Origin of the sequence: Streptomyces beigongshangae, assembly GCF_019710745.1 — a bacterium.
Classification (GTDB): Bacteria; Actinomycetota; Actinomycetes; order Streptomycetales; family Streptomycetaceae; genus Streptomyces; species Streptomyces beigongshangae.
This window is the reverse complement of record NZ_JAHKJW010000136.1, coordinates 1-4,645: the sequence shown is the minus strand read 5'-3', so window position 1 is coordinate 4,645 and position 4,645 is coordinate 1. Positions and strand designations below refer to the sequence as shown.

Sequence of the window (4,645 nt, the reverse complement as noted above, 5' to 3'; positions counted from 1 at the left end):
TGACCCGCGAAAACCTCGACCCCGACAACAACACCACCCTCATCCCCGCACTACGCCGCGACAACGACGAAGTACGCAGCGTCCTCACGGCACTGGCCGTGTGCCACACCCGGGGTGTACCGGTCGACCGGTCCGCGTTGCTGGGCCGGACGGACGCCGACGCGGCCGACCTGCCGACCTACCGGTTCCAGCGGGAGACCTACTGGCTGACGGCGGACGGCGCGGCGGCCGGCGACGTGACGGCGGCGGGCCTGGAGGAGACCGGTCACCCGTTGCTGGGCGCGGTCGTGGAGGTGCCGGAGTCGGAGGAGGTGCTGTTCACGTCCCGGCTGTCCCTGGCCACCCATCCGTGGCTGGCCGACCACGTCGCGGCCGGGACGGTACTGCTGCCCGGTGCGGCGTTCGTGGAACTGGCCGTGCGGGCCGGTGACGAGGTCGGCTGCGGTGCCGTCGAGGAACTGGTCATGGAGACACCGCTGCCGCTGGCCGAGGGCACCGGGGTGCGGCTGCGGGTGAGCGTGGGGGCGGCCGGGGAGGACGGCCGGCGCACGGTACGGATGCACTCGCGGACCGAGGACGCGGACGCCTCCTGGGTCCGCCACGTCTCCGGGACGCTGCGTCCGGTATCCACGCCGGGGACGACACCGGATACGACGCCGAGTACGACGCCGGAGGCGGTGGACCTGTCGGTGTGGCCGCCGGTCGGTGCGGTGGCCGTGGATCCGGCGGACGTCGAGGGACTGTACGACCGTCTGGAGCAGGCCGGGTACCGCTACGGGCCGGTGTTCCAGGGGGTGCGGGCGGCCTGGCGCGCGGACGGCGCGGTGTACGCCGAGGTGGCCCTGCCCGACGACCACGAGGACCGGGCGGCGGCCTTCGGACTGCACCCGGCGCTCCTCGACGCCGCCCTGCACGCGGCCGACTTCCAGCACCGCGCCGACCGTACCGGCGCGCACACGGCGCTGCCCTACGTGTGGCGCGACGTCACCCTGCACGCCACGGGTGCCACGGCCGTGCGGGTACGGGTGGTTCCGACCGGCGGGGACAGCATGACCCTGCACCTGGCCGACGGGACCGGCGCCCCCGTCGCGTCCGTGGGTTCGATGGTGTCCCGCCCGGTCGAGCCCGCGCGGTTCGCCGGCGGCCGGGCCGCCGAGCACCTGCTGCGCCCGGACTGGGAGGAGACGGCGCCCGCGGCGCCGGCCGCCCTGGACCACGTCACGGAGCCCGTGACGGACTCCGTGACGGTGTCGGTCGGCACGGCGGCGGACGTGCGCGCACTGGCCGCACGCGGCGGCGGCCTCACCGGCACGCTGACGGTCGAGCTGACGGAACCCGGCGCCCTGCGCGACCTGACCGGCCGCCTGCTGGCCGTCGTCCAGGCGTGGTCGGCCGAACCGGCCCTGGACGGCACGCGGCTGGCCGTGGTCACCAGGGGCGCGGTGGCCGTGGCACCGGGAGAGGACGTCGACCCCGCGCTCGGCGCCCTGTGGGGTCTGGCCGGGACCGCGCAGTCGGAGAACGCCGGACGCGTCGCCCTGGTCGACATCGACGACGCGCCGTCGTCGCGCACGGCACTGAGCACGCTCGTACCCGCCCTGTTCGCCGCCGACGAGACACAGGCCGCGGTCCGCGAGGGACGGTGCTTCCTGCGCCGGCTCGTGCGCGCCCAGACTCCGGATGAGGCGCCCGGGACCCGCGGCACGCCGATCGGCGACGGCACGGTGCTCGTCACGGGCGGCACGGGGTCGCTCGGCGCGGTGGTGGCCCGGCACCTGGTGCGTACGCACGGAGTGCGCAGCCTCGTCCTGGCCGGCAGGCGCGGACCCGAGGCGCCCGGCGCGGCCGAACTGGCGGCGGAGCTGGAGGCGGCCGGGGCTCGCGTCCACGTGCTCGCCTGCGACCTCGGGGACCGGGAGGCCGTGGCCGGCCTGCTGGCCGGGGTACCGGCCGACGCACCGCTGACGGCGGTGGTGCACACGGCCGGCGTGCTGGACGACGGCGTACTGACGGCGCTGGCACCGGAACGCATGGACACGGTGCTGCGCCCGAAGGCGGACGGCGCCCGCCACCTCCACGAACTGACCGCCGGCCTGGACCTCTGCGCCTTCGTCCTCTTCTCCTCCGCGGCCGGCACCTTCGGCAGTTCGGGACAGGGCAACTACGCCGCCGCCAACGCCTACCTGGACGCCCTGGCACAGCACCGCGCCGCCCGCGGACTCCCGGCGCTCTCCCTCGGCTGGGGCATGTGGGCCCAGGACGCCGGCATGACGGCCGGACTCGACGCCACCGACCGCCGCAGGCTCGCCCGCGACGGCATGACACCGCTGTCGGCGGCCGAGGGCATGGAGCTGTTCGACGCCGCGCTGCGGGGCGGCACACCGGTGCTGCTCCCCATGAAGCTGGACGTGGGCGCCCTGCGTGCCCAGGCCGCCGCCGGGCCGGTCCCCCCGCTGCTGCGCGGTCTGGTCCCCCGGCCCCGGCGCGGGCGGCAGCGGGCCGGGCGGGCACCGGCCGACGGAGCGGACGCGCTCAGCACCCGGCTGGCCGGCGTGGGCGCCGCCGACCGGCAGGCGATCCTCCTCGACCTGGTCCGGCAGGAAGCGGCCCACGTCCTCGGCCACAGCTCCGCCGGCCGCATCGGCCACGGGGCGGCCTTCACCGACGTCGGCTTCGACTCGCTCACGGTGATCGAACTGCGCGACCGGCTCCTCGCCCGCACCGGGCTGCGCCTCCCCGCCACCTTCGCCTTCGACTTCCCGACACCCGTGACACTCGCCGACCACCTGAACGCCCTGCTGGACCCAGGCACCGCGGAGGATCCGCTGCTGGACGAGCTGGCACGGCTGGAGGACCTGGTGGCGGCCCGCCCGGCCGACCGGGCCAAGGACACCGTCGCCGCCGCCCGGCTCCGGGTGCTGGCGGCCCGGCTCAGCACCGTCGCCCCCGGACCGGCCGACGGCACCGACAGCATCCAGACGACGCTCGACACGGCGTCGGTCGACGACGTCCTGGCCTTCATCGACGAGGAGTTCGGGATCGCCGGCCCGTCGGACCCCAGCCGCGCCCACGAGTGAACGCCCACGAGCGAAGAGGAAGGTGACCCCCGGTGGACAATGACGAGAAACTGGTCCGGTATCTCAAGCGGGTGACCGCCGACCTGCACGAGACCCGGCAGCGGCTCGACCGGATCGAGGCCGCGCGCACGGAACCCGTCGCCATCGTCGGCATGGCCTGCCGCCTGCCGGGCGGTGTCACCTCCCCGGAGGACCTGTGGGACCTGGTGGCGGCCGGTGGCGACGCCGTCGGTGCCTTCCCCGAGGACCGGGGCTGGGACCTGGACCGCCTCTTCGACCCTGACCCCGACCACCCCGGCACCAGCTACGTCCGCGAGGGCGGTTTCCTGCGCGACGCGGGCGACTTCGACGCGGCCTTCTTCGGCATCTCCCCGCGCGAGGCCCTGGCCATGGACCCGCAGCAGCGGCTGCTCCTCGAAACGTCCTGGGAGGCGTTCGAACGGGCCGGCATCGACCCCACCGCCCTGCACGGCAAGGACGTCGGCGTGTACTTCGGCACCCTCAACCAGGATTACGCCACCGGCGTCGACGCGGTTCCCGACGGCGTCGAGGGCTACTTGATGACGGGCAGCTCGGCGAGCGTGCTCACCGGCCGGGTGTCGTACGCGCTCGGCTTCGAGGGCCCCGCGGTGACGGTGGACACGGCGTGCTCGTCGTCACTGGTCGCCCTGCACCTGGCCGCCCAGGCCCTCCGGTCAGGCGAGTGCTCCATGGCCCTGGTGGGCGGCGCCACCGTGATGTCGACGCCCAGCGTCTTCGTCGGATTCTCCCGGCAGCGCGGCATGGCCGAGGACGGCCGTTGCAAGGCGTACGGCGCGGCGGCGGACGGCACGGGCTGGGCAGAGGGCGTGGGCGTGCTGCTGGTGGAGCGCCTGTCGGACGCGCAACGGCTGGGACACCGGGTCCTGGCGGTGGTACGCGGCTCGGCCGTCAACCAGGACGGCGCCTCCAACGGCCTCACCGCCCCCAACGGCCCCTCCCAGCAACGCGTCATCCACGACGCCCTGGACGCCGCCCACCTCGCTCCTTCGGACATCGACGCGGTGGAAGGCCACGGCACCGGCACCCGGCTCGGCGATCCGATCGAGGTGCAGGCGCTGATGGCGGCATACGGGCAGGACCGCGAACGTCCCCTGTGGCTGGGCTCGTTGAAGTCCAACATCGGGCATGCGCAGGCGGCCGCCGGTGTGGCCGGCGTCATCAAGATGGTCATGGCGATGCGGCACGGAGTGCTGCCCCGCACGTTGCACGTGGACACGCCGTCACCGCAGGTGGACTGGTCGGCGGGTGCGGTGGAACTGCTGACCGAGGAACAGGAGTGGCCGCGGGCGGACCGGCCCCGCCGGGCGGCCGTATCGGGCTTCGGCGTCAGCGGCACCAACGCCCACGTCATCCTGGAACACGTTCCCGAACCCTCCGACACCCCCGCTCCACGGTCCGAGGGTCCCTTCCCCGTACTGATCTCCGGAGCCGACGAGCAGGGCACCCGCGCCCAGGCACGGCAGTTGGCCGAGTTCGTACGGACCCGTCCTGAGCTGGATGCAGGGACGGTCGCGGCAGGACTGATG

Annotated in this window: 2 protein-coding genes; both read left to right on the top strand. The window is 74.7% G+C overall.

Features of this window, described 5'->3' with window-relative positions; translation table 11 throughout:
* On the top strand, positions 1-3,077 hold a 3,077-nt coding region (locus tag KM933_RS38310), incomplete at its 5' end, for a type I polyketide synthase (protein WP_221362149.1).
* Between the two features lie 32 nt (positions 3,078-3,109).
* Positions 3,110-4,645, top strand: a 1,536-nt coding sequence (locus tag KM933_RS38305; RefSeq protein ID WP_221362147.1) for a type I polyketide synthase, incomplete at its 3' end; no start/stop codon positions are given.